Source organism: Natronosporangium hydrolyticum (genome assembly GCF_016925615.1).
GTDB lineage: Bacteria > Actinomycetota > Actinomycetes > Mycobacteriales > Micromonosporaceae > Natronosporangium > Natronosporangium hydrolyticum.
In genome coordinates this window covers 5,348,973-5,373,592 of record NZ_CP070499.1, presented here as the reverse complement: position 1 = coordinate 5,373,592, position 24,620 = coordinate 5,348,973, and the positions used below count along the sequence as shown (strand labels likewise).

Genomic DNA, 24,620 nt, shown 5'->3' with positions numbered 1-24,620 from the left:
GGCGCCGGGCGCCGGGTTAGTCGCCGCCGTCGCCGGGGTCGGTGTTGCCGCCGAGGTCGGCGTCGTCGTCGTTGTCACCGTTGTCGCCGGGCGGGCCGTTGCCATTGCCCGGTCCGCCGTTGCCGTTGCCGTTGCCAGGGCCGCCGTTGCCGTTGCCTGGGCCGCCGTTGCCGGCCCCGGACCCGTTGGAGATCTGGATGGTGATGGTGTCGCCCGGTGAGGTCTCGCCGCTCGGGGAGGTGCCGGCCACCGAACCGGCCGGGCAGGAAGAGTCGACCCGGCCGCCGGCGACCCGGGTGGCGAAGCCAGCGTCTGCTAGCCGAGACTCCGCCTGCGACACCGACTGGCACGAGACGTTCGGGATCGTGACCGAGCTGCCGCGGACCAGCTCCCGGTCGTCGGGGACGTCCCAGTCCTCGCTGTCGTGGTCGGCCGTGCCGTCGCGGAGGATGCGCATCACCGCGTTGCGGACCAGCTCGGTCTCCATCTGCTGGTTGGTCTGGGCCCAGTCCGGGTCGGTGAGCTGGCCGGCGACGACCAGCTGTTTGGTGGAGAGCACGGTCGAGTACGCGCGGACTCCGTCGCTGGTGCCGGTCTTGCCCCACACCGGCTTGCCGACCGTGTCGTGTGCTTGCCGGGCGGTGCCGCTGCCGCTGCTGCAGCCGCCCAGCTCCGACCCGGCACCGGTGACGCAGCGGCCGGTGTCGATGGCGGCGAGCGCGACATCCTCGTCGAGCACCCGTTCGCAGTCCGGATCGGCGACGTCCAGGCTCTCGCCGTACTGGGTGCGGATCTCCTCCACCGGGATCGGCTCGCAGTGGACGCCCTCGGCGGAGACCGTGGCGTACGCGTTGGCGAGGTCGAGCGGGGTGGTGGCCGAGACGCCGAGCGTGAACGGGCCCCAGCTGGATGAGCGGCCGGGGGAGGCGTACTGGGCGTCTTGCGGGTTCTCTTCGGTGCCGCTGGCCCGGAATTTGATCCCCAGCCGTTTGGCGACGTCGACCGCGTTGTCGGCGCCGACCCGGTCGACGAGCTGGACGTAGTAGGTGTTGATCGATTGCCCGAAGGCGGTCCACATGTTGTAGTTGCCCGGCTCCTGGTCTGGGTAGTTCACCGGGCACCACCGGTCGCCGCAGGCCGCCGAGGTGCCGGGCTCGGCGTAGAAGTTGGTGGTGATCTGCGTGGGCGAGTCGATGTTGGTGGACAGGGGCAGGCCTTGTTCGAGCGCGGCGATCTGGGTGAAGAGTTTGAAGGTCGAGCCGCCCTGGTAACCGTCGATGTCGCCGCCGCCAGAGATCAACGGGTTGGTGGTGTTCGGGTACGAGCCGCGGACGCCCTCGTCACGAGCCTGCGGATTGGTGTGGGGGCCGTTCTGCGGGTTCTGCGGGTCGTCGATGGCGAAGTTGCGGTTGGTGCTCATCGCTCGGATCTTGCCGGTGCCCGGCTCCACCGCGGCGACCATCAGCGCGTGCTCGTCGCCGGTGGCGAGCTGTTCTTCGACGTGCTCCTTGGCGGCTTCCTGCGTGTCCACGTCGAGGGTGGTGACGACGTGGAAGCCGCCGCTGCGTAGCCGCTGCTCGCGCTCCCACCGGGTGGCGCCGAAGGTCTCCTGCTCCAGCCACCACCGGTAGAAGTAGTCGCAGAAGAAGCCCCAGTGGTTGATGGCGACGCCGACGCACATGTTGGGCTGGCGCTCGGGTTCCAGGTCCAGCTCGACCCGCTTGCCTTCGGCGGCTTCGGCGCGGGTGATCGCGCCGGTGTCGACCATTTGGTCGAGCACCCAGTTGCGGCGTTCGGTGGCGGCGGCGAGCCCACCCTCGCTCGGGCTGAACTGGGACGGGGCCTGGACCAGGCCGGCGAGGAAGGCGGCTTCGTCGATCTCCAGCTCGGCGGGGCGTTTGTCGAAGTAGACCTGGCTGGCGGCGAAGATCCCGTAGGCGCCCTCGCCGAAGTACGCGAGGTTGAGGTAGCCGTTGAGGATCTCTTCCTTGGTGAGCTGCTGCTCCACGGCGATCGCGTACCGGGCTTCGCGGAGCTTGCGGCCGTTGGTCTCCTCGGTGGCGTCGACGACGTCCTGGAGGTCTTCGGAGAAGTAGGTGAGGGAGAGCCGGACGAACTGCTGGGTGACCGTGGAGGCGCCCTGGGTCACCTGGTCGGCGGCGGTGTTGGCGACGAAGGCGCGGGCGATGCCGCGGACGTCGACCCCGTTGTGTTCGTAGAAGTTTCGGTCTTCGGCGGCGAGGATCGCCTCGAGCATGTGGGGGCTGATGTCGTGGAGGGGCACGTTGCGCCGGTTTTCGTCGTACATCGCGGCGATCCGGGTGGTGCCGTCGGCGGCGTAGACGAAGCTGACCTGTGGCCCGTCGTCGACGTGGAGTTCGGCCGGGAGTTGGTCGAACTGCTCGAGGCTCTCCTTCGCCATCAGGCCGGAGAGCGCGACGCCGGGGAAGAAGGCGGCCGCCACCACCACTCCGGCGATCGCTCCACAAAGAACCAAGGAGCCTAGGTTGGCGAAAAGATTGTTATCCCGGGGGCGCATCCAACTCACGTTTACAGGGTACGTGAGGGTGGGCGGAGTGACATCGGCACACGCCAGTGCCCGGCGAGGTATGTGTGGCGGCGGGTTCGCCGGTGGTGTTCCGGTGGTGATGAGTCGTGGCTACACCTGGCCGTGGCCGCCCGCGGTGGCCGGTCGATGACCACGGTCGGGTGAGCCCGGGGCCGGTTCGGGGCGCCGTTTGCGGTGTCGAGCTCGGGGTTACGGGGTGATTGGACTTGTTTTCGCCAGATTTGCCTGACGACGTTGCGTAACCATCCGGATACGGAGCATGATGGGCGGGCGGCATGCGCCGCACAGCCGCCTCGTGGTTACCGGGAAGGTAACGCGGGCGCGGCCCGGGGGAAACGGGAGAACACTAAGGGGGACGCGGGCAGATGGAGATGATCGCGGACTGGCCGAGTAAAGCGGCTTGCCGGGATGGCGATCCGGACGCACTGTTCGTGCAGGGGGCAGAGCAGAACGTGGCCAAGCGGGTCTGTCGGGCCTGCCCGGTGAAGTACGAATGCCTCGCTGACGCGCTGGACAACCGGATCGAGTTCGGGGTGTGGGGCGGAATGACCGAACGGGAACGGCGGGCGCTGCTCCGCCGGCACCCGCACGTGGCGAGCTGGCGCCGCGCCTTCGAGGCCGCGATGCGGGACAAGGAGCTCGTTTCCGCCTAGTCGATGAAGGGTTGGTGGGGGTCCGGGCGAAGCCCGGACCCCCACCAACCTCAGGCCAGGGTCGCCCCGACTGTCCGTAGCCCGGCCAGGTCGTGGACGTCGGTGGGTTGGGCGGGCACCGTCGCCACCGGCACCGCGGGGAACGCCCGGGTGAACCGGGCCGCCACGGTCTCTTCCCGGCCGACCCGCTGCACCAACGACGCGTGGGCGCGCAGCGCCGCCGCGGTCTGCGGATGCTCTTGCGCCACCACCTCGGCGCCGCGCAGGCTCTCGCTGGCCGACAGCCCCGGCGCGGCCGTGACATGGACCCGGTTGAGCAGCAGCCCGGCCAGCGGCATCCGGTCGGCGACCAACCGCTCCGCGAAGTAGGACGCCTCCCGGATCGCGTCCGGCTCCGGCGCCGCCACCAGCAGGAACGCCGTCTGCGGATCCTGCAGGACCTGGTAGGTGTGTTCGGCCCGTTGCCGGAACCCGCCGAACATCGAGTCCAACGCCTCCACGAAGCCGGACAGGTCCCCCAGGAGTTGGCTGCCCAGCACCCGCTGCACGGTCCGGGAGAACGCCCCGAACGACGCGGTCACCAGCTGAAACATGCTGCGCCCGCCGGCCCGGGCGGGGGCCAACAGCAGCCGCAGCATCCGGCCGTCGAGGAACCGGCCGAGCCGGGCGGGCGCGTCCAGAAAGTCGAGCGCGCTGCGGGACGGCGGGGTGTCGACCACGATCAGGTCCCAGCGGTCCGCGGCGCGTAGCTGGCCCAGCTTCTCCATCGCCATATATTCCTGGGTGCCGGAGAAGGTGGAGCTCATCGCCTGGTAGAAGGGGTTCCCGAAGATCTCCTGCGCCCGCTGCTCATCGGTGTGGGCGGCCACGATCTCGTCGAAGGTCCGCTTCATGTCGAGCATCATCGCGTACAGCTCGGCGTCCCGGTCGGTCTTGACCAGCCGGGGTTGGTTGTCCAGCTCGGTCAGGCCCAGCGCCTGCGCGAGTCGCCGCGCCGGGTCGATGGTGAGCACGACGGTACGCCGGCCGTGCTCCTCGGCCGCCCGCAGCGCTAGCGCCGCGGCGGTGGTGGTCTTGCCGACCCCACCCGCGCCGCAGCAGACCACGATCTTTACGCCCGGGTCGGCGAGGAGCTCGTCGACGGCCAGCGCGAGGTGATCCGACACATCATCGAGGCTAGCCGCCGGCACCGCCCGGCGCCGATCTCTGTGATCTCCTCAACCGTCGGCGGGGGGCGGGGTCAGCGCTGCGGCGAGCGCGCCGAGCCCGGCCCGGTTTACGCCACCGGGGATGAACGGCAGCTCGACCATCGGGCGGCCGAGGTCGGCCAGTTCGCGCCGGAGCCGCGCCGCGAGCTCTTCCCGGGCCAGCTGGTCGCGGGCCTCGGCGTGGAGGCCGCGGACGGTGGCCGGGTCGGCGGGGAGGCCGGCGGCGGTCAGCCCGGCGCGCAGCTGGGCCCGGGTGACCGGGGCCGATTCGCCCGGCAGCATCGGTGGCCCGGCGCCGTTGAGGATGATCTTGCCGAGCGGTAGCCGAAGGTCGGCGAGTTCGCGCAGCGTGTCGGCGGTCTCCTGGACCGGCATCTCCTCCAGCAGCGTGACCAGGTGGACCGCGGTCATCGGCGAGCGCAGCAGCGCCGCCACGCCTTCGCTCTGGGATTTGATCGGCCCCACCTTCGCCAGCCGGGCGGTCTCGGCGGTGACGTTGAGGAACCGCCCGACCCGCCCGGCGGGCGGGGCGTCCAGCACCACCGCCCGGTACGCGCGGTGGCCGTCCTCGGTCCGGGTGGTCGCCTCCTTGACCTTGCCGATCAGCAGCACGTCCCGCAGCCCGGGGGCGATGGTGGTGGCGAAGTCGATGGCGCCGATCCGGCGCAGCGCCCGGCCGGCCGCACCGAGCTTGTAGAAGCGGTCGAGGTACTCCAGCAGCGCCCGCTCGGGGTCGACCGCCAGCGCCCGGACCTCACCGTGGTCGGTGGTGGTGGCGATCGGTCGTTCTTCGTATGGCAGCGGGTCGATCTCGAACAGCTGGGCGATGCCCTGCCGCCCCTCCACCTCCACCAGCAGGGTGCGGTGGCCGCCGGCGGCGAGCGCCAGCGCCAGCGCGGCAGCGACGGTGGTCTTGCCGGTGCCACCTTTGCCGGTGACCACATGCAGGCGGGCCGGCCACTGCGGGTGGACCGGCCCGTGCTGCGTCAGGTGCACGATGCTGAGGCTACTCCTCCACGCGGGTGGGCTGGCTAGTCGTCGGCCGATTCGTCGCCGCCGTCGTCCTCGGCTTCGTCCCCGTCGGCGTCTCCATCTGCCTCGTCGTCAGCTTCCGGGTCGTCGCCGGTCGCGGGGTCGTCCGGCGGTCCGTCGGTCGTCGCCACGTCGCAGACCCACCAACCGTGAGGATCCTTGTCGAGGACGCTTACCTGCATCGACTGCTCGGCGACCTTCTCGTCGCCGGTGATCATGGTGAGAGTCACCGCGACTACGGCGAGTTCGTCGCCCTCGTCGACGATCTGTGGACTGGTCCACTGGAACCGGGGGTCGACCTGTTCGTCCTGGTAGGCGCGCACCTCATCGATCTTGGTGCTGAGGGCACCCTCGTCGCGCGCCTCCGAGCAGACCAGCGCGGCCGCGGCGGCCGGGTCTTGGTCGCGGTAGACCGCCTGGAGAAACGACTGCACCGCGGCGGTCGGCGTGGCGGCGCCATCACGGTCGGAGTCGCGGAGCAGGAGCCAGCCGCCGACCCCGCCGCCGACGCAGAGGACGAGGACGCCAGCGAGGGCGGCGGCGAGAATCAGCAGGCCCTTCTTGCGCCGGGGCGACATGCCGCCGCCGGGCGGGCCGGCTGGTGGGCCGTACGGGGGTGGGCCACCCGGTGGGCCACCCGCCGGGCCGTACGGCGCGCCGCTGGCCGGGCCGTACGGTGCGGGACCGTACGGTGCGCCACTGGCCGGACCGTACGGTGGCGGGCTACCGGGCGGTTGGGGTGGGCCGGCGGGCTGGCCGCCGTACGGCCCAGGTGAGGCAGGCGGGCCACTGGGTGTCCCGGGCGGGCCACCGGGTGTCCCGGGCGGACCGCTCTGCGGCGCCGGCGGGCCGGGCGGCGGCGGGAACTGTGAACTCGCCGGCGCAGGCTGCGGCGGCAGATATGGCGGCGGGGCGCCGCCGCCGGACGCGGGCTGCGTCGGTGGCTCCCAGCTGGGGGGTCCGTAGAAGGGATCCGCCGGCGGTGGTTGCTGACCGGGCTCCGGTGCCGGGTAGCCATCCGGGGGCTGAGTCATCGTCTCGCTCTCGGGGCGGGGAGTCGTGCTGTGGCAGGTCCCGACTCTACCCGGCGGGCACCAGTGCCCACCTGAGTACGGGTACCGGTTGGGTTAGGGTGCGGTCATGCAGAAGTGGGAGTACGCCACCGTGCCGCTGCTGGTGCATGCCACCAAGCAGATTCTCGACAACTGGGGGGAGGACGGCTGGGAGTTGGTCGCGGTCATCCCCGGCCCCAACCCGGAGCAACTCGTCGCGTACCTCAAGCGGCCGAAGTCGTGACCGCCCGGCGGGCGTGAGTCTGATGAGGAGTGATTGTGACTGACGTCTATGCCCGATTGTCGGAGTTGGGGCTGACCTTGCCGTCGGTGGCGGTGCCGGCCGGTTCGTATGTGCCGGCCGTCCGTTCGGGCAATTATGTCTACGTGTCGGGGCAGCTGCCGTTGGCGGATGGGGCGTTGCTCGCCACCGGCGCCGTGGGGGGCGAGGTCTCCGCCGAGCAGGCCAGCCAGCTGGCGGCCCGGTGTGCGCTGAACGCGTTGGCGGCCCTGGACAACCTGGTCGGCCTCGGCTCCGTGGTCAAGATCGTCAAGGTCACCGGGTTCGTCGCCTCGGCGCCCGGGTTCACCAGCCAGCCCGCGGTGATCAACGGCGCCTCGGAGTTGTTCGGTGCGGTCTTCGGCGAGGCGGGCCGGCATGCGCGTAGTGCGGTGGGGGTGGCCGAGCTGCCGTTGGGCGCTCCGGTCGAGGTCGAGGTGATCGCGGAGGTTGCATAGCGGCAGTTTCGCTACTTTGCGGTAGCCGCTTGTGACCGTATGTCACCTCGGTGCGTCGTCCCGAGAATTCTCGTTGTACCGGACCGATTTGCGTTCGTCGGGGCTCCCGCTGGCGTCGTAGCATCACTGGCATGGCGGGTGAACGGGGGCACACCACCACCTCGGTGGTGGCGGTCGCCACGGAGCTGCCCGAGTGGGTCACGCTGCTGCGGGCGCCGAACCCGGGGCCGATGACCCTGGACGGCACCAACACCTGGCTGCTCCGCTCCGGGCCACCGGGCGCGCCGCTGGTCGTTGTCGACCCGGGGCCGGACGACGAGTCACACCTGCGCCGGATCGCCCAGTCCGGTCCGGTCGCGGCGCTGTTCGTGACCCACGGCCACCCCGACCACCTCGACGGGGTCGAGCAGTGCCAGCGGTTGACCGGTGCGCCGCTGCGCGGCGCCGACCCGGCTACGGCCGACCCGGACTTCCGGCTCGGCGACTTGTCGATCACCACCCTGCCGACCCCCCGGCCACACCGCTGATTCGGTGTGTTTCCTGGTGTCGGCGCACGGTGACCGGGTGATCCTCACCGGCGACACGATCCTGGGTCGGGGGACCACCGTGGTCGCCTGGCCGGACGGCGACCTGGCCGACTACCTCGCCAGCTTGGCGCAGCTCACCGCCTATCGGGGGGTGCCGGCGCTGCCGGGCCACGGGCCGGCGCTCGCCGACTGTGGCGCCGCCGCGGACTACTACCTTCAGCACCGTCACAGCCGGCTGGCGCAGGTGCGGGCGGCGGTGGCGGCCGGTGCCACCACCCCGGCCGAGGTGGTGGCGAGCGTCTACCCCGATGTCGGCCAGGCGTTGCAGGGCGCCGCCGAATGGACAGTCCGGGCCCAACTGGCGTACCTGAACCACCCCGACCGGGAATCCCCGCCTGACCGACCGCCGTTGGACTCGCTGTGACCTGTGCCGTCTGCGGGACCGTGGCCGTGCTGGGGGCACGGTTCTGCCATCAGTGCGGCAGCGCGCTGCCGGACGCGGCGAGCTTGCCGCTCACTGAGCGGCGCGTCGTCACCGTGCTCTTCGGCGACCTCTCCGACTTCACCTCCTGGTCCGAGGACCAGGACCCGGAGCGGGTCGGCGCGGTGGTGGACCGAGTGCTGGCCGCGCTGGCGGGGGCGGTTCGGACCTTCGGCGGGCACGTCGACAAGCTGACCGGCGACGGGATCATGGCGGTCTTCGGGGCGCCGGTGGCCCACGAGGACGACGCCGAACGGGCGGTCCGGGCCGCGTTGGCGATGCAGCGGTCGGTGCGGCGGGTGCTCGACGACGAGCGGGGCGGCGGCGCCCCGCTCGGGCTGCGGGTCGGGATCAACACCGGCGCGGTCGTCGCCGGGGTGCAGGCCTCGCTCGACTACACCGTCATCGGCGACACCGTCAACACCGCCGCCCGGCTCGCCGACGCCGCCGCCATCGGCACCGTTTACGCCGGCGCCCGTACCTCCGCCACCACCCGTAACCTCGCCTCCTGGCGGCAGCTGCGGCCGTTGCGGCTGCGCGGCAAGCGGGAGCCGGTCGAGGCGTACGAGCTGCTCGGTCTGCACGACGCGCCCGGCACCCGGACCGCGTTCGGCGATGAGGCGCCGTTCGTCGGCCGGGAGGTCGAGTTGGCGCGGGTCGCCGGCCGGCTCGCCGAGGTGGTGGACCGCGGTGACCCGCGGGTGCTGGTGATGACCGCCGAGGCCGGGGTCGGTAAGACCCGGTTCGCCGCCGAGGCGGCCCGGGGCGCGGTCGACTACGCCACCCCGGCCCGGGTGCTGTCGGTGCGTTGCGCCGCGTACGGCGAGCGGCGCCGGTTCGCGCCGTTGGCCGACCTGGTCCGGGCGGCGATCGGGCTGGCCACCGACGGCGCTGCCAGCCGCTCCGTGGTTGAGCAGCGGCTGCGCCGGTTGGCGGCCCGGTTGGACACCCCGCTGCACGTGGAGGCGCTGCTGGCGATGCTCGGCCACGGCGAGCTGCCGGACCCGCTGAGCGGGGCCTGGGCCGGCGCGGAGGGGCTGGACGCGGCGGCGCTGCCGGCGGCGGTGGCGGGGCTCTTCACCGGCCTGGCCCGCAACGAACCACTACTGGTGATCATCGACGATCTGCACGACGCGACCACCGAGACGATGGAGGCGCTCGGGGCCACCCTGTCGCGGGTGCGGGGTCCGGTCCTGACCCTGCTGCTGGGCCGGCCCGAGCTGGTCCGCACCAGCGGCGCGCTCACCGCCGTGCCGGACGCCGAGGTGACCACGTTGCCGCCGCTGCGGGGCGCGGATGTCGCCCGGCTACTAGGCTCCTATCTGGCCGGTGGCCGGCTGGAGCAGTCCGATGAGGACCAACTGCTCGCCACGGCGCAGGGCAACCCGTTCTACCTCGCGGAGCTGGTGACGCTGCTGATCGAGCGGGGCGCGCTGACCCGGGTCTCCCGGCGCGGCGACGAACCGGGGCCGACTCGGTGGCGGCTGGCGACCGGATCGCTGGGGGCGCGGCTGCTCTCCCGGGACCTCGCGGCGGTGCTCGCCGCCCGGATCGACGCGCTGCCGCCAGAGGCCCGCTCGGTGCTGCGGGACGCCGCCGTGGTCGGCGCCACGGTGCCGGGCGGCTCGATCACCGCGCTCGCGGAGCGGCGGACCGGTCGGGACGGCCGGCCGGCGGCGGTGGCGGCAGTCGAGCTAGATCGGGCCATCGACGAGCTGCTGCACCGGCGGATGCTCCGGCGGACCCGGGACGGGTACGGCTTCGCCACGCCGCTGCTGCGGGAGGCCGCCTACGCCGGGTTGGGCAAGGCGGACCTGGCCGAACGCCACGCCTTCCTGGCCCGGTGGGGGGCCAAGTCCGGGCTGGCCGAGCCGGAGCGGGACGAGTTCGTCGCCCGCCACGTCGAGCGGGCCGCCACCTTGGCCGATCTGGTGGGGCTCGCGCCTGATGCGAACCCCCGGCTGGTGGTGCCGCTCGGGGTGGCCGCGCTGACCGCCGCGGCCCGCCGGTCGGTAGGGGTGGGCGAGCCGGCGCTCGCGGTGGACTTCGCCCAGCGCGCTACCCGGTTGGCCGGCGCCGATCTGCCCCCGCCCGACCGGCTGGTGCACGCCCGCGCGCTGCTTCAACACGGCCAGCTGGCGGAGGCCCGGGAGCTGGCCGAGAAGGTCTACGCCAACGCCGGCGACGCGCCGGCGATTCGGGCCAACGCACTGATCGTCGCCGGGACGGCACACCGGTCGCTCGGCGACCACCCGCGGTCGTTGCAGGTCTGGCGGGAAGCGCTGCAGATCGCCACCGACGCCGGGCTCACCACCGAACAAGCCGACGCGCTGCGCCGACTGGGCATGGCCGACTACCTGTCGGGCCGGGTGGCGGAGGCGGCGCAGCGGTTCACCGAGGCGTACGAGATCGCGGTACGCGCCGATGATCCGCGCAGCCAAGCCTGGTCGTTGCACCACCTGGCGTGGGTCAGCACCTCCCGGGGCGACTTCGCGGGCGCGGACGCGGCGTTGGGTCGCGCGGCCCGACTCTTCGCCGAGCAGCGGGACCCGTTCGGGCGTACCTGGCTGCGCGGGACCACCGCATTCAACCGGCTGTTGGCGGGTCGCCTCGCCGAGGCGAAGCGGCTGGCCCGGACCTTCCTGCCGTTCGGTGAGCGGGTGGGGGAGGCGTGGGCGGTCGGGACGCTCCGGGCGGTCTCCGCGTTCGCCAGCGCGGAGCTGGGGGAGTTGGGTGAGGCGGACCGGCTCGCCCGGCGGGCGTACCGGGACTTCGCCGCGGCCGACGACGACTGGGGCCGGGGGCTGGCGCTGGTGGTCCGGGGGGTGGTCGCGCGGGGGTTGGGCGAGGCCGAGCACGCCGCCGACCTGCTCGATGACGCCCGCGAATACTGCGAGCGGGCCGGCCATCCACTGCTGATCGGCGTCGCCCGCACCGTCCGGGGGCTGGTGGCGCTGGAGTCCGGTGATCCGGCGACCGCGATCGCGCAGGCGGAGGCGGTGCAGGCGATCGTGGAGCCGCACGGGGTGCTGGAGCCGGCGCTGGTGGGGCCGCAGGCGCTGCTCGGCGCCGCCCGGCTCGCCACCGGTGAGTACCCCGCCGCGCTGGCGGTGCTGGCGCCGTTGGCGGCGGCGGCGCAGGCGCCGTCGCTGGTCTTCCCGCGCCGGCAGGCGGTGGCGCTGTACGCGGCGGCGCTGCTCGCCGATGGCGAGGCCGACGAGGCGGTGGTCTGGGCGGAGCGGGCGCAGGAGGTTCCGGCCCAGGACGTCCGCAGCCGGGTCTTCTCGGCCCGGGTGCTGGCGCAGGCGTTGGCCGCCACCGGAGCGCGGGAGCGGGCGCGGGTGGCTGCTCGGGAAGCGGCTCAGTTGGCGTACGCCACCGCGCAGGTCAGCGAACGCGCGGCCGCCGACGCGGTCCTGGCCGAACTCGCCTGATGCCGGCCCGCGGTCCCACCCGGGGTCCGGCCGTGCTGTCCGGTTCGCGACGGGCTCGCGGCGGGACGTCAGATGACTGAGTTACGGTCGTTGCCGTGAGCGAACGAAGGCCGCAGGTGGTTGTGCCGACGATCCCCGGATTGTCCAACTTGTCGGTGCTCGCCCGCGGCGGATACGCCACGATCTACCGGGCCATCCAGGATTCGATCGGCCGCGAGGTGGCGGTCAAGGTCGAGAATCGCACGTTGGAGGGCGAGCGCGACCAGCGCCGGTTCCTCCGTGAGGCGCGCGCCGCCGGGCAGATGTCGGCGCATCCGTACGTGGTCGATCTGCACGACGTGGGGGTGACCGCCGACCAACACCCGTACATGATCATGGAGTTGTGCGACGGTTCATACGCGGAGCGGCTGCGCGCCGCCCCGCTTACCCCCAGCGAGACCCGCGATGTCGGGACGAAGATCGCGGACGCGCTGGCGGTGGCGCACGACAGCGGGGTGCTGCACCGGGACATCAAACCGGCGAACCTGTTGATCAGCCGGTTTGGTGAGCCGCTGCTCGCCGACTTCGGGTTGGCGGTGCTCGCGGAGACCCGCGAGACCTCGATCACCCTGGAGGTGCACACACCGGCGTACTCTCCCCCCGAGACCCTGCGGTATGGCTCACCGACCTCCGCGGTCGACGTGTATGGGCTCAGCGCCACGCTGTACGCGATGCTCAGCGGCCGGCCGCCGCGGCTGCAACCGGATCGCAGCCCCAGCGTGTTGGCGCTGCTGGAGCTGTTCGAGGAGCCGATCCCAGAGGTGCCCGGGGTGTCGGCCAGCTTCATCGATCTGCTGCGGCTGGGGATGGCGAACGATCCGCTGGCCCGCCCCAGCGCCGGCCGGCTCCGGGATCTGCTGGCGGAGCTGGTGCTGGAACGGCCGCCGGGGCCGGAGGCGGTGCGCGCGTCGGCCCGGGTGCCGACCGGCGGCTACGCCCAGCCCTCCGCCGGCGCCACCGAAGCCGGGTAACGGGGCAGTTCAGTGAGCGCGACCGAGCCGTCTGGGCAGTCGACATAGGAGACTTCGCCGACCCGGTGGACCGAATAACTGGTCAGCACGCCGGCTACGTCGAGCACCACCCGTTCGCCGGTTGCCGACACCAACGCCACCGGCGGCCGGTCCGCCGGCCGGCTGGTCGGCTGGCCCAGCCCAGCCAGGTCCACCTCGTCCGGATCGACGCCGCGGACCCACCAGTGTTGCAGCTCCTCGGTCCGATCGAACCGGTACCCGATCTCAAAAGTCCCCATCGGACTCGCATAGACCGTCGTCTGGGCGCCGGAAGGTACGTTGCGCCACCCCGAACCGATCGTCGCCAGCGCCCGGGCCCGGCCGCGCCGGTCGGCGGCGGCGGCCAGCGCCGCCGCCAACCCGGCCAGCCGGTGCGAGTCCACGACCGACAGTAGTGGGGCCAGCAGCTCCGGGTGTCGCGGCAGGAAATCGGTGTCGAGCGTGGCGGCCTGGAAATCCGGGTGACGCAACGCCCGGACCAGCAGCTCCCGGTTAGTGGTCGGGCCGTGTAGGTGGGCACCGGTCAACGCCCGGGCCAGCCGGCGGGTCGCCTCATGCCGGGTCGGTGCCCAGGCGGTGAGGCTCGCCAACTCCGGGCCGTAGTGGGTGCCCACCTCCTCACCGGTGGCGACCCCCGAGTCCAGCCGCAGCCCGGGCCCGGCCAGCGGTCGGAACGCGCCCACGACCGGCCCGAACCCGAACCGGTGCAGCCGACCGTTAGTGGGTTGCCACGCGTACGCCGGGTCCTGTGCCCGTAGTTGGCCGGTGATCGCGTGGCCGCGCAGCGCGGGTGCGGTGCGGAACGGCAGCGGGGACTCCTCGCCGACCAACAGCTGCAGCCGCACCAGGTCCAGCCCGGTGGCGCACTCGATCGCCGGCAGGCCTGGTGGCAACGCCGGGCGCAGCGCGAGAACTCGACAGTCGCCCGCCGGGGTGATCAGGAACTCCACGGTGATCAGTCCGGTGCCGCCCAAGGCGGTCACCGCCTCGGTCGCCGCCCGACACAGGCGTTCCCGGAGCCGGGCGGAGACCGCTGGCGACGGGCACTCGGCGAGCAGTAGCTCCGGGCCGCGGCGTACCGTGCAGTCGTACTCGCCCAACGCCACCGCGGTGCCATGATGGTCCACAATCACTGGTACGTCGAGCCGGCGGCCGGTGAGCGCGGCGGCGGCCGGGCGGCTGACCACCCGGACGCCCGCCTCGGCGAGGCGGGCGGTAGTCGCCGGTTCGTCGCGCAGCGCCGCTAACAGTTTGGCCGGTGGGCCGAGCCAGCTGCGGCCGTCGTCGGTTACCGCCGCGGCGAAGTCCGGGTCGGCGGCGAGCAGCCCCCACCCCGGGTGTACGGCGTCGGCGTCGACCCTTCGGGCCGCCGCCAGCAGCCGGTCGCCCCGCCGATACGTGGCGGTGAGCGCGTTGCCGGGCAGGTGGACCGCCCAATCCGCGTCGGCTATGTGGGGAGCGCGGGCGTCGGCGTCGGAGTAGACCGCCACCGTCTCCAACCCCACCAGCCGGCAGCTGGCGAGCACCCGCCGGGCGGCCTCCCCCCGACTCGCCACCAACACCCGCCGGATCATGTCCGGCCCGCCCGGATCGCGCCGAGGCAGATCCCCAGGACCGGGCGGGTGTCCAGCGGGTCGATCACCGCATCGTCGGTCAGCTGCGCGGCGTGTTCCAGCGCCGATCCGGCGGTCGGCCAGGCGAAGCGGAACCGGGCCTGGGCGGTGACCACCGGCGCCGGTTCGCCCGCCAGCCGGAGCAGCAGCAGCGGCACCAGGCTGGCGGCCACCGCCGGGGCCAGTGTGGACTCCGGCAGCGTAGCCCCGCCGTGCAGCGCCACCAGCGCTACCGCCCCGTTGGTCTCGGCGTCCTGTAGGAGCCGGAGCGCGGTCTCCGGGGCGGCCAGCCCACCACCGCCGCCGGCGTCGGCGAGCACCGCCACCCGGTGTCCGTGCAACCTCCCCCAGCCGGCGCAGGCCGGCCCGCCGGCCGGGTCGACCTCGTCGAACTCGGAGCCGTCCAGCACCCGGGTCAGGATCTCGCGCGGTTCCTGCACCGGCACGCCGAGCAGCTCTGCCGGGTCGTACGCGGGGCCGGTGACGGTCGGGACCGCGGCGGCCTCGGCGGCGGGCGGTCGGAGGGCGCGCTCGACGCACTCCCGGGCCGCCCGGATCGCCTGCCGTTCGTCGTCGGCGAGGAAGGCCGCGCGGCCGGGGCGGGTGACCGGCGACAGCGTGACCAGCTGCGCTAGCCAGTCGGCGAGGTCCGGCGCCCACGGCGGCGGGTGGTGGCCGCCGAAGCAGACCCCGACCGTCGGCAGCTGGTCGGCGGCGAGCGCGGCGAGTTCCTCCCCGAGCTGGCCGAGCTGCCGGCGGAGCTCCACCGGTGGCGGGTCGTCGCGCGGCTCCCGGCCTACTTCGAGCAGCAGCACCAGGGGCAGCCGGTTCTGGCTGCTGATTCGTACCGCCCGGCGTAGCTTGCGCGCCGCGTCGAGGTCGAGGACGCCGTCGGCGACCGGAGTGTCGGTCGCGGCGAGGACGCAGATCCGGTCCGCCACCACCCCGATCCCGGTGACCACGCCGGCCCCTACCGGGCCACCGGCGCCCCAGCCGGCGGTCGGGTTGAGCTCCAGCAACGGCGAGTCCCGGTCGACGAGAAGCTCCAGGCGTTCCCGCGCCAACAGGCCGCCGCGGGCGTGGTGACGGGTGACTGCCCGTTCACCGCCGCTCTCCCGGGCGAGGTCCAGGGCGCGGTGCAGCTGGGTCAGGGCGGTCTGGGTCAGCGCCTGGGTGGCGAGGTAGGACGGCGACCTCGGGTCGATCGTGGTCTGCACAACCTGCAGCTCCCCCACCTCCGCAAATTAGGACAGACCATGACATTTCACGCGTGCCATGGGGCCCAACGAGCGGAACGGCGGGTGGACACCCGCAGACTGTCAAGGGTGGCCGGCGAGCGGCGGTGGCCACCCGCGGACTGTCGGGGCGGCCGTCGAGCGGGTCAGACGCGGGCGCGTCGCGCCAGCCGCTCCGGGTCGAGAATGATCACGCTCTTGCCGTCCAGCCGCAGCCAGCCGCGGGAGGCGAAGTCGGCGAGCGCCTTATTGACCGTCTCCCGGGATGCCCCCACCAGCTGGGCCAGCTCCTCCTGAGTGAGGTCGTGGGTGACCCGCAGCACGCCGCCGTCGCGGGTGCCGAACCGACTCGCCAACTGGAGCAGGTTTTTGGCGACCCGGCCGGGCACGTCGGTGAAGATAAGGTCGGCCTTTTCGTCGTTGGTGCGGCGCAGCCGCCGGGCCACCACCCGCAGCAACTGCTCGGCGATCTCCGGCCGGTTCGCCAACCACGGTCGCAGCGCCTGCTTGCGCAGCCGGGCCAGCTTGGTGTCGACCACCGCGGTGACCGTGGCGGTGCGCGGCCCCGGATCGAACAGCGACAACTCGCCGACCATGTCCGATGGGCCCATCACCGCGATCAGGTTCTGCCGGCCGTCGGCGGCCCGCCGGCCGAGCTTCACCTTGCCGGTGAGCACGATGTAAAGGCTGTCGCCCGGCTCGCCCTCGTTGAAGACCACGTCGCTCTTGCGGACCTCGACGGTCTCCATCTCCTTGGCGAGCGCCTCAGCGGCTTCCGGGTCCACCCCCTGGAAGATCCCGCTGCGGGCAAGTACCTCGTCCATCGCGCACCTCCATGCATGCGCGGATCCCGCGCAGCAACAGTCTAGGCGCTGCCGCGCCGAACCCCACAACCACCCGGTAGGGGTGGTAGTCGCAAACGCAGGCTAGCCGCGGGTACCCCGGATTCGCAGCCAGCCGAGTGACCTCGCTGACGCGTGCTACCAACGGAGCGTATGCGACAGGTATCCTCAGCCGGGCGGAGTGTCCGCAGAGCGTCCCCCACAGCCTCCGGTGAGTTATCATGCCCGTCCCGTCCTACCGCCCGCCGCCAGCCGACGCACCATCGCGGCGGGGCGTGCCCCGCCGATTATTCATCGGGGCCGCCGCGGCAGTAACGGCCGCGCTGCTGCTCGGCCTCGGCGCGGCGAGCCTGTTCGGTGACCGGTTCGCCCGCGCTGGCGACCCGGCCGGCCAGTGGCGGTCGCCGACCGAGACCGTTGCCCCGACCCAGCCCAGCCCGGTGCCCACCACCCCACCGGCCGCGGCGGTGACCCTCTCCGCCACCGGCGACATCGTGCTCGGCGACGAAGGGCGGCTCCCGGCGGACGACGGCGCCGGCTTCTTCGCCCAGGTGGTCGACGCGCTCGCCGCCGATCTGGTGATGGGCAACCTGGAGCAGCCGCTCACCGAGGACACCGGCCACGAGAAGTGCCCGGAGGAGGCCACCGCCTGCCACGCGTTCCGGGCCCCGCCCCACTACGCAGCGCACCTGCGCGACGGCGGCTTCGACCTGATGAACCTCGCCAACAACCACGGCAACGACTTCGGTCCGGCCGGCCGCGAAAACACCCGGGCCGCGCTGGCCGACCACGGCATCGCCCACACCGGCGAGCGGGAAGAGATCACCGTCGTCTCGGCCGCCGGGGTCGAGGTGGCCGTGGTGGGCTTCAGCCCGTACGCCTGGACCAACGACCTGAACGACCACGGCCAGGCGTCGGCGGTGGTCGCCCGCGCCGCCGACCAGGCCGACCTGGTGGTGGTGCAGGTGCATATGGGGGCGGAGGGCGCCGACGCCACCCGGGTCTCCCCCGGCCCGGAGGAGTACTACGGCGAGCAGCGGGGCGACCCGATGGCGTTCGCCCGGGCGGTGGTCGACGCCGGCGCCGACCTGGTGGTCGGCCACGGCCCGCACGTGCTGCGCGGGCTGGAGTTCTACCAGGGCCGGCTGATCGCCTACAGCCTGGGCAACTTCGCCGGTGGCGGCGGCACCCTCAACGCCGCCGGCCCGCTCGGGCTGGGTGCGGTGTTGCGGGTGTCACTACACGCCGACGGCGGGTTCGCCGCCGGCCAGCTGGTCTCGACCCACATGTACGACGCGGGTCTGCCCCGCCCCGATCCGGAGCAGCGGGGCTTGGAGCTGGTCCGCGACGTCACCGCGCTGGACTTTCCCGAGACCGGTGCGCAGCTCGGACCGGACGGCGAGATCACGCCGCCGTCGGTGGGCTGACGTAGGCTGGCCGGCGTGGCGAAGGCGGCGAATCGGCGAGCGGCGGCGGGAGCGACCCCCCAGCGGTTCGACGATGACTCGGAGACCCCCCTGGCCCGTACCCGCCGCGCCCGGCGGATGGCCCGCGAGCTGGCGGTGATCCACCCGGACGCCCACTGCGAGCTCGACCACCAGACCCCGCTCCAGTTGACCGTCGCCACCATCCTCTCCGCGCAGACCACCGACGTCCGGGTCAACGAGGTGAGCCCGAAGCTGTTCGCCCGCTACCCGACCGCCGCCGACTACGCTGCGGCCGACCGGGGCGAGCTGGAGGAGCTGCTGCGGCCGACCGGTTTCTTCCGAAACAAGGCCGATGCGCTGATCAAGTTGGGGCAGCAGCTGGTCGAGCGGTACGACGGCGACGTGCCGGGCCAGATGGCCGAGCTTCGCACCCTGCCCGGGGTGGGCCGCAAGACCGCCAACGTGATCCTCGGCAACGCCTTCGGCGTACCCGGCCTCACCGTCGACACCCACTTCGCCCGACTGGTCCGCCGCTGGCGCTGGACCGAGCAGACCGATCCAATCAAGATCGAGCAGGCGGTCGGTGAGCTGCTCCCCAAGCGCGACTGGACCATGTTCTCGCATCGGGTGATCTTCCACGGTCGGCGGGTGTGTCACGCCCGCAAGCCGGCGTGTGGCGCGTGTTCGCTGGCCCGCTGGTGCCCGGCCTACGGGTCCGGCCCCACCGACCGGGACACCGCGGTGATGTTGCTCAAGGGCCCCCGGGCGGCCGAGTTGGCCGCGTTGACCGACGCCGAGGTCGGGTGAGCGCTGTGTCGAGGTCGGTTCGCGGAGCCGCCGTGGCGATGGCTGCGGCGCTGCTGCTCGCCGCCTGCGGTAACGATGGCGGCGGCGAGCCGGTCGACGACGGCGGGCCACCCGAGGTGGCCTCGCCGCTGGCCGAGTGTGACGAGCTCACCGCCCCACCCGACGGCGAGTCCCCCCCGGCCGCCGGCGGCGAGCCGTCCCCGGGCGGCGGCACCGACCAGTTGCCCGAGCTGACCCTGCCTTGCTTCACCGGGGACGAGCCGGTCGAGTTGACCGCCCTACGAGGGCCGGCAGTGGTCAATCTCTGGGCCAGCTGGTGCCCCCCGTGCCGGGAGGAGCTGCCGGCGCTGCAGCGCTACGCCGACCTGACCACCGGCCAGGTGCACGTGGTGGGGGTGGTGAGCGAGGACACCCGGCCCCGGGCGGCGTCGCTCGCCGAGGATCTGGCGCTGGACTTCCCATCGCTCTACGATCGCGGCGGCGACCTGCTCGCCAGCCTCGGCCTGATGAATCTGCCGATCACCCTGTTCATCGACGACGCTGGCGAACTCGTCTACCTCCACCTCGCCCGCCCGTACGACGCGGCGGAGCTGGCCGAGCTGGTGGCCGAACACCTCGGCGTCCCGCCGCCGGAGGGGCTGGCGTGACCGACTCCCTGCCCGACTGGTGGCAGCCGCTGGCGAGCCGGGCCGCCACCGCCGTAACCGCCGACTTCACCCGCTGGCCCACGCCGGCTGGGCGGGGGCGCCCGAGCGCGGTGCTGGTCCTGCTCGGCGAGGAGCCCGGTGCCGGGCCGGACGTGCTGCTATTGGAACGGGCCGCCACCATGCGCACCCACGCCGGCCAGGTCGCCTTCCCGGGCGGCGCCGCCGACCCGGGCGACCCCGGCGCGACCGGCACCGCGCTGCGGGAGGCGACCGAGGAGGTCGGCCTGGATCCCGGCAGCGCCACCGTGGTGACGGAGCTTCCCCAGCTGTGGATTCCGGTAAGCGACTTTGTGGTCACTCCGGTGCTGGCCTGGTGGCATGCCCCGCATCAGGTCTACCCCCGGGCCACCGACGAAGTGTCGCGGGTGGCCCGGTTGCCGGTCGCCGCGCTCGCCGACCCGGCCAACCGGTTGCGGGTCCGCCACCCGAGCGGATATGTCGGTCCCGCCTTCTCCGTGGATGGCTTGCTGGTGTGGGGTTTCACCGCCGGGGTGCTCGCCACCCTGCTGGAGTTGGCCGGCTGGGCGAGACCGTGGTCACAGGACAGAGTCGATGACCTGCCCCGTGAGCAAGCCTGGCCCGTACGCTAAAGCAGTGTCAGTGGTCGACGTCGTCCTAGTCGTGCTCATGCTGATGTTCGCGATCAGCGGCTACCGGCAGGGTTTCGTGGTCGGGATCCTCTCCTTCGCCGGCTTCTTCGCCGGTGCCCTGCTCGGGCTCCAGCTGGGCCCGATCTTCGCCCGCCAGATGGAGGCGGACATCCACCGGGTGGTGGTGGCGCTGCTGGCGGTGTTCGGCCTGGCGGTGCTGGGCCAGGTGCTCGCCGGCTGGCTCGGTTCCCGGCTGCGGGGGATCATCCGGAGCCGGCCCGGCCAGAAGCTCGACGACGCCGGCGGCGCGGTGGTGTCGCTGGTGGCGGTGGCGTTGGTCGCCTGGCTGGTGGCGGTGCCGTTGGCCTCGTCGTCCGTGCCCTGGCTGGCCAAGTCGGTGCGGGACTCGGCGGTGCTGGGCGGCATCGACCGGTTGATGCCGCCGCCGGCGCAGGCGCTGTCGAACGCGTTACGCGACGCGGTCGACACTCGTGGCTTTCCGGATGTGTTCGGTGGCCTGACCCCCACCCGGGTACGAGAAGTGGCGCCACCGGATTCGGCGCTGGCGGTCCACCCAGTGGTAGGCCAGGCGGCCGAGTCGGTGGTCAAGGTGGTGGGCAGCGCGCCGAGCTGTTCCCGGCGGATCGAGGGCTCCGGCTTCGTCTACTCCGCCGAGTATGTGATGACCAACGCGCATGTGGTGGCGGGCACCCGCTCGGTGGGGGTGGAGCTCGCGGGCCAGCCCTACGACGCCACCGTGGTGGTCTACGACCCGGACCGGGACCTGGCGGTGCTGCACGTGCCCGGCCTGGGCGCCCCGGTGTTGCCGTTCACCGAGGTGCAGTTCGACAACGGCGACGACGCGATCGTGCTCGGTTTCCCGCTGGACGGACCGTTCGATGCCCAGGAGGCGCGGATTCGGGACGTGCGGACCATCCGCGGGCCCGACATCTACGACGCGGCTCAGGTGTCGAGGGAGGTCTACACCATCCGGGCGCTGGTGCGCAGCGGTAACTCCGGCGGCCCGCTGGTGTCGCCCACCGGCGAGGTGATCGGCGTGATCTTCGCGGCCGCCGCCGACGATCCGAACACCGGGTTCGCGGTGACCGCCGACGAGGCCTCGACCGTGGCCGAGGCCGGGCTGGAACGGACCTCCCAGGTCGATACCGGGGCCTGCACCTAGCCCCGCCGGCCGTAACCGCTCATGATCGACGGGGGGACCGGCTGCGCTGGGCGGCGGCGGCCGCGGCCAGGCCGAGTGCGGTCGCTGCCAGCGCCACCGCCGACAGCAACAGCCAGGCCGGCGCCTCACTGGTCCGCCCACCCGGCGGCGCGGCTGCGACGGCGGTCGCGGCGGCATCCGGGACCGGGCTCGGATCGCCGGCCAGCTGCCACGGGTCGGTCGGCGCCGAGCCGAAGCCGGCGACGCCGTACCGCGCCTTGGTGTCCAGCGGATTGACCGGCACCTCGAACGATGGTGCGGTGAGCGCCGCCACCGGGTCGACCACGCCGTAGCCGTAATCGGGGTTGCGGGCCGGCTGGCCCAGATCGTCGGCGGTGGTGACCAACCGGTGCACCACCTCCGCTGCGGGCATCTCCGGGTAGGCGGAGCGGAGCAGCGCCGCCGCCGCCGCGACCAGCGCGGAGGCGAAGCTGGTGCCCTGCACTCGGCGGTGGCCACCGCCGGCCTCGGCGCCGGTCACCACCGCCGGGGCGGCGAGCACCGTCTCGGGGCCGGTCAGCGAGGCGCGCCAGCCGGCCGCGACGGACTCCTCGCCGACGAACTCGATGCCGGCGACGGCGAGCACCCCCGGCTCCCGCGCCGGGTACCACACCTCGTAGGTCTCGTCACCGCTCAGGTTGCCGGTGCACGCCACCACGACCACGTCGTTCGCCATCGCGTAGGCGAGCGCCAGGGCGAGCGCCGAACTCTCGCGGGGCCCACCCAACGACAAGTTGATCACGTCGGCCCCTTCGTCGACCGCCCACACCACACCGTCGGCGATGGTGGTCGCCTCCTGATAGCGGTTGTCCTCATCGAGCACCCGGACCGGCAAAATGGTGGCGTCAGGGGCGAGCCCCACAGCCGGCTCACCGGCGCCGGCCACCAGCGAGGCGACGGTGGTGCCGTGACCGACCGGGTCGTCGCGACCGTCGGTGGAGCCGTCGACCAGGTCGAGCCCGGGTAGTACCCGCCCAGCGAGGTCCGGATGGTCAGCGTCCACTCCGGAGTCGAGCACCGCGACTACTACGTCCGCCCCGGTCGAGAAGTGCCAAGCGTCCGCCGCGCCGAGCGTGGTGAGCTGCTCGTGTGGCTGATGCGTCGTCGGGGTGGGGGCGGGGGTCAGGTCGGGCACGGGTGGCTGTTGGGTGCCCGGCATCGCGGTGGCCGCCGGCGCGCCGGCGGCCACCGCGATGCCGGGACCGGCGACGACTACTGCCGAGAGCAGCATCGCCGTGGCGGTACGCAGCAGCGCGCGGGAACCCCGGCAACCGGTGATCACGTCGCTCATTGTGACACGTACCGCCGCCGATCCCCACGAACCTCTCGCTACTGGTCGTGGCGGCGGAACGACGCCGCGATCTCCTCCTCAGCCTCGGCGCGCCCGACCCAGGCAGCGCCCTCGACGCTCTTGCCCGGCTCGGTGTCCTTGTAGACGGTGAAGAAGTGCTGGATCTCCAACCGATCGAACTCGGCGACGTGATGGATGTCCCGCAGGTGCTCCAGTCGTGGATCACCGGCGGGCACACACAGCACCTTGTCGTCGACCCCGGCCTCGTCCCGCATCCGGAACATGCCGATCGCCCGGCTCTTGATCAGGCAGCCGGGGAAGGTCGGCTCCGTCACCAGCACCAACGCGTCCAGCGGGTCCCCATCCTGGCCCAGCGTGCCCTCGATGAATCCGTAGTCGGCCGGGTACTGGGTGGCCGTGAACAGGGTCCGGTCCAGCCGGATCCTGCCGGATTCGTGATCCACCTCGTACTTGTTCCGATTGCCCTTGGGAATCTCCACCGTAACGTCGAACTCCATGCCGCCCCTCCGTTGGCTCGTACCGGCTGGTAGCCCATAGTCTCTCGCGTAGGTGCGGGGACCGGACGAGCGGAGGCGGGGTTAGGTGGGGAAGAAGACCGCGTGGGCGGCCACGATCGTGGGTGGGTCGCTGGTCGCGCTGGTGGCGGCGGCGCTGGTGGTCCGCCCCTGGGAGGTGCCCGAGCCGGTCGCCACGCCGACCCCGACGCCGGAGCCGCCGCCGGCGGCCGTGCTCACCGGCGCCGATGCGGGTGCGCCCGCGCCGACCGCTGACGGGGTCCGCGACGCCATCGACGAGCTGGTCGAGGCGGCCGCGTTCGGCGGCGCGATCAGCGCCTCGGTAGTCGATGTGGGCACCGGCGAACAGCTCTACTCGTACGAGGGCGCGACCCCGACCATCCCGGCCTCGACCACCAAGCTGCTCACCGGCGCCGCGGTGCTGGCCGCTCATGGGCCGGCCCACCAGCTCGCCACCGTGGCGGTGGCCGGCGCCGAGCCCGGCGAGGTGGTGCTGGTCGGCGGGGGCGACCCGACGCTGGCCATCGACGCCGACGGCTTCTTCCCCGGGGCGGCCCGGCTCGATCAGCTGGCCGAGCAGGTGACCGAGGCGCTGGGTGATACCCAGGTCTCGCAGGTGACCGTCGACTCTTCACTCTTTACCGGTCCGGTACATGGCCCGTGGGACGACGACATTCCGGGGTCCGGCTTCGTCGGGCCGATCACGGCGCTGATGACCGATGGGGGTCGGATCGACCCCGATCCGGCCCAGGGGCAGCGCTCCAGCCTGCGCTGGGAAGAGCCGGACCTGGCCGCCGGGGTGGCCTTCGCCGAGCTGCTGGGAGTGTCCGCGGACCAGGTGACGATCGGCAGCGCGCCACCCGCGGTGGCCGGCGACGGCGATAGCGGCGGTCAAAGCGACCAGGGCGAGTCGACCACGGACCCGACGGGGACCCCGGCGCCGCCCGACCCCGCCGCGCCCGGCGCCGTCCTCGGCCAGGTTATGTCGCCGCCGCTGCTGCGGCTGGTCGAGACAATGCTGGTGACCAGTGACAATGCCCTCGCCGAGGGGCTGGCACGGCAGGTCGCCCTGCACCAGGGCGAGCCGGCGTCGTTCGCGGGCGCGGCGGCGGCGACCACCGCGGTCCTCGCCGAGCTTGGGTTGCCGATGGCGGCGGCGGAGATCGCCGACGGCAGCGGCCTGTCCCGCGACAACCAGCTCCCCGCCGAGCTGCTCACCGATCTGCTGGCCCAGGCGGCCGACCCCGCCGCCGGGGAGCCGCTGGCCGGGCTCTTCGCCGGGCTGCCGGTGGCGGGCTGGTCGGGCACCCTGGCCGGCCGGTACCGGGCGGGGGAGCCGGACCCGACCGGGGTCGAGGCGGAGCTCCGGCCGGCCGGCCCGGGAGCCGGCGCGGTACGGGCGAAGACCGGTTCGTTGACCGGGGTGAACGCGCTCGCCGGGCTGGTGATGACCGCCGATGGCCGGCTGCTGGCGTTCGCACTACTCACCGAGGAGGTGCCGGTGGCGCCGGGGCCGGCCCGGCAGGCGCTCGATGAGGTGACCACGGCGTTGCTGGAGTGCGGCTGCCGCTGAGCGCCGGGCCAGCTCGGGTGGCACGCGCTACGGT

General features: G+C 73.0%; 20 protein-coding genes and 1 pseudogene. 12 read left to right on the top strand and 9 right to left on the bottom strand.

What is annotated here, in order from left to right; all coding sequences use genetic code 11:
• Nucleotides 1–16: 16 nt before the first annotated feature.
• Nucleotides 17–2,497, bottom strand: coding sequence for a transglycosylase domain-containing protein (locus JQS43_RS24360; protein ID WP_239676692.1), 2,481 nt, complete (start codon nt 2,495–2,497; stop codon nt 17–19).
• A gap of 437 nt (nt 2,498–2,934) precedes the next feature.
• Between JQS43_RS24360 and JQS43_RS24355 the strand changes: the two genes are divergently transcribed.
• Nucleotides 2,935–3,222, top strand: a complete 288-nt coding sequence (locus tag JQS43_RS24355; RefSeq protein WP_239676691.1) for a WhiB family transcriptional regulator — start codon at nt 2,935–2,937, stop codon at nt 3,220–3,222.
• 50 nt (nt 3,223–3,272) lie between these two features.
• On the opposite strand, the gene bagB is transcribed toward JQS43_RS24355, so the two are convergent.
• The 3 genes from bagB to JQS43_RS24340 are packed head-to-tail and all read right to left on the bottom strand — an operon-like array spanning nt 3,273 to nt 6,496.
• A complete protein-coding gene (gene bagB, locus JQS43_RS24350; RefSeq protein ID WP_239676690.1) occupies nt 3,273–4,388 on the bottom strand; it encodes an ArsA family ATPase in 1,116 nt (371 codons plus the stop codon).
• Between the two features lie 51 nt (nt 4,389–4,439).
• Nucleotides 4,440–5,426 (bottom strand): ATPase BagA, encoded by a 987-nt coding sequence (gene bagA, locus JQS43_RS24345; RefSeq protein WP_239676689.1) that lies wholly within the window; start codon nt 5,424–5,426, stop codon nt 4,440–4,442.
• 35 nt (nt 5,427–5,461) lie between these two features.
• On the bottom strand, nt 5,462–6,496 hold the full coding sequence (locus tag JQS43_RS24340; protein ID WP_239676688.1) for an Rv0361 family membrane protein: 1,035 nt from the start codon (nt 6,494–6,496) through the stop codon (nt 5,462–5,464).
• 106 nt (nt 6,497–6,602) lie between these two features.
• Between JQS43_RS24340 and JQS43_RS24335 the strand changes: the two genes are divergently transcribed.
• The 5 genes and pseudogenes from JQS43_RS24335 (at nt 6,603) to JQS43_RS24315 (ending at nt 12,704) form a co-directional block, all read left to right on the top strand.
• Complete coding sequence (locus tag JQS43_RS24335) at nt 6,603–6,758, top strand: Sp36 family protein (protein ID WP_239676687.1); 156 nt, start codon at nt 6,603–6,605, stop codon at nt 6,756–6,758.
• 35 nt (nt 6,759–6,793) lie between these two features.
• Nucleotides 6,794–7,252: a RidA family protein gene (locus tag JQS43_RS24330; protein WP_239676686.1), complete on the top strand. Its 459-nt coding sequence runs from the start codon at nt 6,794–6,796 to the stop codon at nt 7,250–7,252.
• Between the two features lie 131 nt (nt 7,253–7,383).
• Nucleotides 7,384–8,203: pseudogene (locus JQS43_RS24325) on the top strand (MBL fold metallo-hydrolase).
• The gene (locus tag JQS43_RS24320; protein WP_239676685.1) at nt 8,200–11,694 is read left to right on the top strand and encodes an adenylate/guanylate cyclase domain-containing protein; all 3,495 of its coding nucleotides are present in this window, start codon (nt 8,200–8,202) and stop codon (nt 11,692–11,694) included. Before JQS43_RS24325 ends, JQS43_RS24320 begins: the two are co-directional and overlap by 4 nt.
• Before the next feature lie 95 nt (nt 11,695–11,789).
• Complete coding sequence (locus tag JQS43_RS24315; RefSeq protein WP_239676684.1) at nt 11,790–12,704, top strand: serine/threonine-protein kinase; 915 nt, start codon at nt 11,790–11,792, stop codon at nt 12,702–12,704.
• Here JQS43_RS24315 and JQS43_RS24310 read toward each other — a convergent pair.
• From JQS43_RS24310 to JQS43_RS24300, 3 genes are all read right to left on the bottom strand, one after another.
• Entirely contained in the window at nt 12,665–14,305 is a 1,641-nt protein-coding gene (locus JQS43_RS24310; RefSeq protein WP_239676683.1) for a biotin carboxylase N-terminal domain-containing protein, read from the bottom strand. The two genes, JQS43_RS24315 and JQS43_RS24310, sit on opposite strands and share 40 nt — an antisense overlap.
• An 8-nt stretch (nt 14,306–14,313) precedes the next feature.
• Nucleotides 14,314–15,591, bottom strand: a complete 1,278-nt coding sequence (locus JQS43_RS24305) for a carboxyl transferase domain-containing protein (protein WP_239676682.1) — start codon at nt 15,589–15,591, stop codon at nt 14,314–14,316.
• Between the two features lie 146 nt (nt 15,592–15,737).
• On the bottom strand, nt 15,738–16,415 hold the full coding sequence (locus JQS43_RS24300) for a Crp/Fnr family transcriptional regulator (RefSeq protein ID WP_239676681.1): 678 nt from the start codon (nt 16,413–16,415) through the stop codon (nt 15,738–15,740).
• A 239-nt stretch (nt 16,416–16,654) separates the two neighbouring features.
• On the opposite strand from JQS43_RS24300, the gene JQS43_RS24295 reads away from it, so the two are divergent.
• From JQS43_RS24295 to JQS43_RS24275, 5 genes are all read left to right on the top strand, one after another.
• A complete protein-coding gene (locus JQS43_RS24295) occupies nt 16,655–17,860 on the top strand; it encodes a CapA family protein (RefSeq protein ID WP_239676680.1) in 1,206 nt (401 codons plus the stop codon).
• A 117-nt stretch (nt 17,861–17,977) separates the two neighbouring features.
• Complete coding sequence (gene nth / locus JQS43_RS24290; protein WP_239679562.1) at nt 17,978–18,667, top strand: endonuclease III; 690 nt, start codon at nt 17,978–17,980, stop codon at nt 18,665–18,667.
• Nucleotides 18,668–18,705: 38 nt separating this feature from the next.
• A complete protein-coding gene (locus JQS43_RS24285; RefSeq protein WP_239679561.1) occupies nt 18,706–19,314 on the top strand; it encodes a TlpA family protein disulfide reductase in 609 nt (202 codons plus the stop codon).
• Nucleotides 19,311–19,964 (top strand): NUDIX hydrolase, encoded by a 654-nt coding sequence (locus tag JQS43_RS24280; protein WP_239676679.1) that lies wholly within the window; start codon nt 19,311–19,313, stop codon nt 19,962–19,964. Before JQS43_RS24285 ends, JQS43_RS24280 begins: the two co-directional genes overlap by 4 nt.
• A 4-nt stretch (nt 19,965–19,968) precedes the next feature.
• Nucleotides 19,969–21,147: a MarP family serine protease gene (locus tag JQS43_RS24275; RefSeq protein ID WP_239676678.1), complete on the top strand. Its 1,179-nt coding sequence runs from the start codon at nt 19,969–19,971 to the stop codon at nt 21,145–21,147.
• A 19-nt stretch (nt 21,148–21,166) separates the two neighbouring features.
• On the opposite strand, the gene mycP is transcribed toward JQS43_RS24275, so the two are convergent.
• Nucleotides 21,167–22,477: a type VII secretion-associated serine protease mycosin gene (mycP, locus tag JQS43_RS24270; RefSeq protein WP_239676677.1), complete on the bottom strand. Its 1,311-nt coding sequence runs from the start codon at nt 22,475–22,477 to the stop codon at nt 21,167–21,169.
• Nucleotides 22,478–22,515: 38 nt separating this feature from the next.
• On the bottom strand, nt 22,516–22,995 hold the full coding sequence (locus JQS43_RS24265; RefSeq protein WP_239676676.1) for an inorganic diphosphatase: 480 nt from the start codon (nt 22,993–22,995) through the stop codon (nt 22,516–22,518).
• Nucleotides 22,996–23,080: 85 nt separating this feature from the next.
• On the opposite strand from JQS43_RS24265, the gene dacB reads away from it, so the two are divergent.
• Complete coding sequence (dacB, locus tag JQS43_RS24260) at nt 23,081–24,586, top strand: D-alanyl-D-alanine carboxypeptidase/D-alanyl-D-alanine endopeptidase (RefSeq protein WP_239676675.1); 1,506 nt, start codon at nt 23,081–23,083, stop codon at nt 24,584–24,586.
• Nucleotides 24,587–24,620: the final 34 nt, after the last annotated feature.

Bases quoted from the DNA above. Each gene is read 5' to 3' on its own strand.
- JQS43_RS24355 (WP_239676691.1), top strand. From the start codon at position 2,935: ATGGAGATGATCGCGGACTGGCCGAGTAAAGCGGCTTGCCGGGATGGC.
- JQS43_RS24340 (WP_239676688.1), bottom strand. From the start codon at position 6,496: ATGACTCAGCCCCCGGATGGCTACCCGGCACCGGAGCCCGGTCAGCAA.
- JQS43_RS24335 (WP_239676687.1), top strand. From the start codon at position 6,603: ATGCAGAAGTGGGAGTACGCCACCGTGCCGCTGCTGGTGCATGCCACC.
- JQS43_RS24300 (WP_239676681.1), bottom strand. From the start codon at position 16,415: ATGGACGAGGTACTTGCCCGCAGCGGGATCTTCCAGGGGGTGGACCCG.
- JQS43_RS24295 (WP_239676680.1), top strand. From the start codon at position 16,655: ATGCCCGTCCCGTCCTACCGCCCGCCGCCAGCCGACGCACCATCGCGG.
- nth (WP_239679562.1), top strand. From the start codon at position 17,978: ATGGCCCGCGAGCTGGCGGTGATCCACCCGGACGCCCACTGCGAGCTC.
- JQS43_RS24285 (WP_239679561.1), top strand. From the start codon at position 18,706: ATGGCTGCGGCGCTGCTGCTCGCCGCCTGCGGTAACGATGGCGGCGGC.
- mycP (WP_239676677.1), bottom strand. From the start codon at position 22,477: ATGAGCGACGTGATCACCGGTTGCCGGGGTTCCCGCGCGCTGCTGCGT.
- JQS43_RS24265 (WP_239676676.1), bottom strand. From the start codon at position 22,995: ATGGAGTTCGACGTTACGGTGGAGATTCCCAAGGGCAATCGGAACAAG.